The organism is Mesorhizobium sp. M2C.T.Ca.TU.002.02.1.1, from assembly GCF_003997225.1.
Genome location: NZ_RZTO01000383.1, coordinates 1 through 5,657, shown reverse-complemented (window position 1 = coordinate 5,657; position 5,657 = coordinate 1). Strand labels below are relative to the sequence as shown.

The 5,657-nt window shown below is 66.8% G+C and carries 5 protein-coding genes; 3 read left to right on the top strand and 2 right to left on the bottom strand.

Features of this window, described 5'->3' with window-relative positions:
• Positions 1–81: 81 nt before the first annotated feature.
• On the bottom strand, positions 82–1,023 hold the full coding sequence (locus EOD07_RS19940; RefSeq protein WP_071036695.1) for a DUF1003 domain-containing protein: 942 nt from the start codon (positions 1,021–1,023) through the stop codon (positions 82–84).
• Between the two features lie 514 nt (positions 1,024–1,537).
• Here EOD07_RS19940 and EOD07_RS19935 point away from each other — a divergent pair.
• The gene (locus EOD07_RS19935) at positions 1,538–1,987 is read left to right on the top strand and encodes a universal stress protein (protein WP_127236687.1); all 450 of its coding nucleotides are present in this window, start codon (positions 1,538–1,540) and stop codon (positions 1,985–1,987) included.
• Positions 1,988–2,270: 283 nt separating this feature from the next.
• Here EOD07_RS19935 and EOD07_RS19925 read toward each other — a convergent pair whose 3' ends face one another.
• A complete protein-coding gene (locus tag EOD07_RS19925; RefSeq protein WP_127236686.1) occupies positions 2,271–3,329 on the bottom strand; it encodes a D-alanyl-D-alanine carboxypeptidase family protein in 1,059 nt (352 codons plus the stop codon).
• Between the two features lie 259 nt (positions 3,330–3,588).
• Here EOD07_RS19925 and EOD07_RS19920 point away from each other — a divergent pair, with 259 nt between their 5' ends.
• Positions 3,589–4,686, top strand: coding sequence for a hypothetical protein (locus EOD07_RS19920; RefSeq protein WP_127236685.1), 1,098 nt, complete (start codon positions 3,589–3,591; stop codon positions 4,684–4,686).
• A gap of 408 nt (positions 4,687–5,094) precedes the next feature.
• Positions 5,095–5,657, top strand: a 563-nt coding sequence (locus tag EOD07_RS19910; protein ID WP_164772369.1) for a nucleoside triphosphate hydrolase, incomplete at its 3' end; no start/stop codon positions are given.

The following is a 5,657-nucleotide window of genomic DNA, read 5'->3' as shown; positions in this document are numbered from 1 at the left end:
CTGTCGGAGAGGGCGCTCCCCTCTCCGTCTCGGCTTCGCCGAGACACCTCTCCCCGCCTCTGGCGGGGCGAGGAACTGGCCTCACCCCTCCGCCCCCACCTTCGCCGTCTTCCGCCTTACCGCCCTTGTCGCGCGCTTCACCTTCTTCGCCGCGGTCAGCTCGTGCATGGCGTCGAGCTGCATCTGCTGCATTTCGGCCAGGCGCTGCCATTGGCGCGAGATGAGGTAGTCGAGCTTTTCGTGCAGGTGGCGCACTTCCAGCTCGGCCTTCAGGTTCACCCGGTAGTCGTTGAAGGAGCGCAGCCGGTCTTTGGCTTCCTGGCGCTTCTGGCTCATCATGATCACCGGCGCCTGAATGGCGGCGATGCAGGAGAGCATCAGGTTGAGCAGGATGAACGGGTAGGGGTCGAAAGCGCTGGTCGTGCCGGCGATCAGGTTGATGCCGATCCAGAGCAGGAGCACCGCCGCGAAGGAGATCAGGAACCACCAGCTGCCGCCGAACTCGGCCATCGAGTCGGAAACGCGGTCGGGGAAGGAGCGGTGCTCCTCATATTCCTCTTCCGAGTTCTCCGAGATCGTGTCCTGCTTGGCGATCGATTCCACCACCTGGCGGTCGAGCTCGGAGAATTCGCCGTGCTCCTGCTGCAGCAATTCCTCCATGTAGCGCATGCGGTAGCGGCCGAGCTCCTCGCGGCTTATGCGGGCGCCGCGCGGCAGGTCGGGATGGTCGGAGCGGATGCGGTCGGCGAGGCTGGGCCTGAGATCGTCGACGCGCACCAGGTCGCGCTTGCGGAATTTGCGCCCCGATATCGCCGAGGGCTTTTTCTTCGGCTTGATCCGGGCCGTGCCTGGAACATGCGGTTCGCCGTGCGGCTCGGAATCCGGCACTTCCGGCGCTTCGAGGATCTCGTCGGCGGCTGCCTGCGCATCCTCCGGCACGGTTTCCGCCTCGAGATATTCGCCGGCGACGTCGTTCTCGTTGTCGGCCTGGATCTGCGCGGATGCCTTCGGGTCGCCTGCCATGGTCGGTGCTCCTGTTCGAGGCTTTGCGGCTACGATACGCCAAGCCGGCGCGGCATATCCATGGTGAGTGTGAAGCTGGTGTGACCGAACAAGTTCTTGTGATGAGGCGGGGTGGGCTGCCGAGGCAATTGCAAACGTCGGCGCCGCCCCCGCTCCGTCTCGGCGCTGCGCGCCGATCCACCATTCCGGGGCGAGCCACGGGTCTCGCCCGTCCTGCGGACCCCCCGCTTTGCGGGGGCGAGGAAACGCCAGTCGCCGAGGGCGCGACCTTCGCAAGCTTGGGTTCCTCGCCCCGCGGAGCGGGGAGAGGTGGCTCGGCGAAGCCGAGACGGAGAGGGGAGCACCGCTGGCGATTTCACGCCCCCTGGCGCAATCGTCTCCGCCGCCTGGCCTTGATCCACATCAAACTGGCCCCTGTGGCTGGCCTGATAGGCTGACTATATCGAAACCAGGCGTGACCGTTCAGGCTCCCGCCAACAGGCGCGCAGCGCCGCGCAAACGAGGGATCGTCACCATGTACAAGAAAATCCTGATCGCCACCGACGGCTCCGAACTCGCCCAGAAGGGCGTCGCCCACGGCCTCGAGCTGGCCAAGGGGCTCGGCGCCACCGTCGCCTTCGTCACCGTCTCCGAGCCGTTCCCGGCGCTGGCCTGGGGCGGCGCCATGGCCGGCTATGTCGCCGCCGACGAGCTGGTCAACTACGAGGAAAGCGCGCGCAAATACGCCAGCGAGCTTCTCGCCAAATGCAAGGCCGAAGCGGACGCGAAGGGCGTCGGCTCCAAGGGCCAGCATATCGAGAACCGCACCCCCGCCGAGGCGATCCTCGAGGTCGCCGGCGCGGAAGGCTCCGACCTCATCGTCATGGCCTCGCACGGCCGCCGCGGCCTCGGCCGCCTGGTGCTGGGCAGCCAGACGGCGGAAGTGGTGTCGCTGACGGAGATCCCGGTGCTGGTGGTTCGGTAGGGGCCGCCGATATTCAGGTGAGGCCGGCCTGACCTAAATCTCGACAGACCCTTGCGCCAGCGAGATGCGAGATAGGCAGCGATCCTTCGCGCCCCCCTCTGTCCTGCCGGACATCTCCCCCACAAGGGGGGAGATTAGCGGTTTCGGCGCTCCGTTCATTCCTGCGACGTTGGTGATTGGCGAAAGCCGGCGTGACATCCGATCTCCCCCCAAGTGGGGGAGATGGCCGGCAGGCCAGAGGGGGGCGCTGTCCCGCCGGCGTCTCGGGCTTTCTCGCCCCGCCCTACTGCGTCGGCAGCAGCGGCGCGCCGGGCGATGCCAAATCCGGCGACGGAAAATCGGATGCCGGCTGGCCAGGCACCGTCGACGCAGGCGTCGGCTGCTGCGACGGCGGCAGCCCCGGCAAACCAGAGTCCGGCGGCGTCATGCCGGGAAGCGGCGCGGCCGCGGTCTGCTCCCCGGAATACATCAGCCTCGGCTGGCCGGCATCCGCGACCGCCGGCCCCAGGCTGCGCTGGATCAGCGCCTCGACATGGTCGTTGCGCTGGCGCGCGGTGTCGGCGCCCATCACCACAACGATCAGGTGCCGCCCGTCGGCATTGTAGGAGGTGACGATGTTGTAGCCGGAAGCGCGGATGTAGCCGGTCTTGATGCCGTCGACGCCGCGCACACGCCCCAGCATGTCATTGTGGCCGCGCACCAGCTTGCCGCGGAACATGAAGTCGCTTTCGGAGAAATAGTGGAAATGCTGCGGGAAGCGTTTTTCCAGCGCCATGCCCAGCACCGCCATGTCGCGCGCGGTGGTCACCTGGCCGTCGTCGGGCAAGCCGCAGGCATTGCGGAAATTGGTGCCGGTCATGCCGAGCGAGCGCGCCTTGGCGGTCATCATGGCGGCGAATTGGTCCTCCGAGCCGCCGCCCAGATACTCGCCCACCGCCACCGCCACGTCGTTCGCCGACTTCACCACCATGGCGCGGATGGCGGAATCGACGTCGATCGTCTCGCCGCGCCGGAAGCGCAGCTTGGTTGGCGGCTGCGAGGCGGCGTGGTCGGAAACCGGGATCCGCGTTTCCTTGGAGACGCGGCCGCTCTCCATCGCCTCGAACAGCATGTAGAGCGTCATCATCTTGGTCAGCGACGCCGGATAGCGCTGCGACCGCGAATTGACCTCGAACAAGGTCTTGCCGGTCGAGACGTCGACCACGATCGCGGCATATTTCTGCGGCTGCGCCGGCACGGCCAGCACGCCTTCCGGCGGCCCGGCCGTCGTGCAGCCGGCGACCAGCGCGAGCAATGCCAATATGGCGATGAGTTTCTGGAGGAAAGGGAAGGTACGGGGCAAGACTTGTTCTAAAACTGTTGCTGAGACGCGGCGAAGCTAACGTAACCCATGTGCGGCGTCCAACTGGTTAACGGCGATCTTAACACCGAATTGCATCCGGGCTGGGCGCCGTCGGTGAAGCTGCTGCTCTCCTCGGGGCCTGCAAGGGCCACAAAGCGGATGGGCGCCCCTGATGCAAATTGCCTGCCACCACGCTTGCGTATCCGGCACTCGACGGGTTTTGCTGCCGCCTGGCAAAAAAGATTCGCGGGAGGCATTCATGGACACGGTCACGATCGGCGCAAAGGGCATCTCCGTCTCGCTCGATCTCGCGGTCGGCCATATCGCCGCGATGGATATCGAGGCAGACGGCCGCATCCTGAAACCGCTGCATCGCGCCCCCTGGGTCGGCTCGCCGCGCGAGAGCCTGCCGGAAAATCTCCCGGAAGGCACGGTGCGCCTGTCCGGCGATTTCCTCTGCGCGCCCTTCTCCGCCAGCGATGTCGAGGCTGCACCCTTGCATGGCTGGCCGGCCAACAGCCCGTGGGACGTCGTCGAAAACGGCGCCATTGCCGGCGGCCGGCGGGCTGTCTTCCGGCTCCGCCGCAAGGTGATGGGCGCCACCATCGACAAGGTCTTCACGCTGCGCGACGGCCACCCCTTCCTCTACCAGGAGCACATCTTTTCCGGCGGTTCCGGCGCGATCTCCGTCGCCCATCATCCGATGACGGTCATGCAAGGCGGCGGCCGGCTGGCCTTCTCGCCCAAGCGCATGGCCGTCACACCTCCCACGCCGCCGGAGCCGGACCCGGCGCGCGGCCGGTCCATGCTGGCCTATCCGGCTCGCGTCACTGACCTCTCGCGGTTCCCGCTGGCCGCCGGCGGCACCACCGATCTCACCGACTATCGCATGGAAGACAGGCGCGAGGATTTCATCACCCTGGTCGAGGCGGATCACGGCGGCCCGGGCTGGGCGGCGATCGCTCGGCGCGCCGAGCAGGATCTGGTTATGGTGCTGAAGAATCCGGCCGAACTGCCGGTGACGATGCTGTGGTTCTCGAATGGCGGCCGCGACTACGCGCCCTGGAGCGGCCGCCATATCGGCGTGCTCGGCGTCGAGGACGGCCGCTCGGCCGTCGGCCATGCCGCCTCGCTCGGCGACAACTGGCTGAAGCAGGAAGGCGTGGCGACGGCCTTCGCGCTGGCCGAGGGGCGCTCGGTCTCGTTTCGCCATGTCATCGGTGGGGTGCCGTTCGCGGAAGCCGAGCCGCCGAGCATCGAAGCCGCGCCCGATCGTTTGCGCGTCCTTGCCCCGAACGGCGCGGCGAAGGAGGTGCCTTTCGACGGCGACTTCCTGCGCATCGGGCGCTCGGCCTGAGGGTTTGGTCAGAGTGCTGGAGAATTCGTCATTCCAGGGCGGAGCAAGGAGCGAAGTTCCAGAGGTGATGGGGCGACAAGGACAGTCACTGTGACGCCGCGTTCCTTCACACCCCCCTCTGGCCTGCCGGCCATCTCCCCCGCAAGGGGGGGAGATCGGATGTCCCCTTCGCTTTCGCCAATCGTCAACGCCGCAGGACGCGCGCGGACGACGAAGCCGCCAATCTCCCCCGTTGCGGGGGAGATGTCCGGCAGGACAGAGGGCGGTGCTGTCCCGCCTGCATCTCGGATTTCCGCACCGCGCCGACAGTATATGACTGCCTGCTTGCGGCCAGGTGCTACCATCCGGTTTGAATTTTCCATCGACACCCGCCAAGATGCCGACCGCTACTTAATCGAAGAGGCGCCGATGTCCGAGATCGCCCATATCACAGCCGCCATCTTCAAGCGCGCCGGCAAGGCCAGGCGCTTCGTCGTCGCCATCGCCGGTCCGCCAGGCGCCGGCAAGTCGACGCTGTCGGCGAGCCTGCATGAGCTTTTGCCGGAAGGCACGTCCGAAATCGTGCCGATGGACGGCTTCCATTATGACGACATCATTCTCAACCGTCGCGGCCTGCGCCCCCGCAAGGGTGCGCCGGAAACCTTCGATTTCGCCGGCTTCGAGACGCTGCTGAAGCGCATCCGCTCCGGCGAGCCCGACATCGCCATTCCGGTGTTCGACCGCAGCATCGAGCTGTCGCGCGCGGCGGCCGAGATCGTCGGCGCCGATACCAAGTTCATCCTGGTCGAGGGCAATTACCTGCTGCTGGACGAGGAGCCGTGGTCGCGGCTGGCGCCTTTGTTCGATTTCACCATCTTCGTCGACGTGCCGCGCAATGAGCTCGAGCGCCGGCTGATGGAGCGCTGGCGCGAGCACGGCAAGTCCGATGAGGACGCCCGCGCCTGGATCGCCTCCAACGACATGCCCAACAT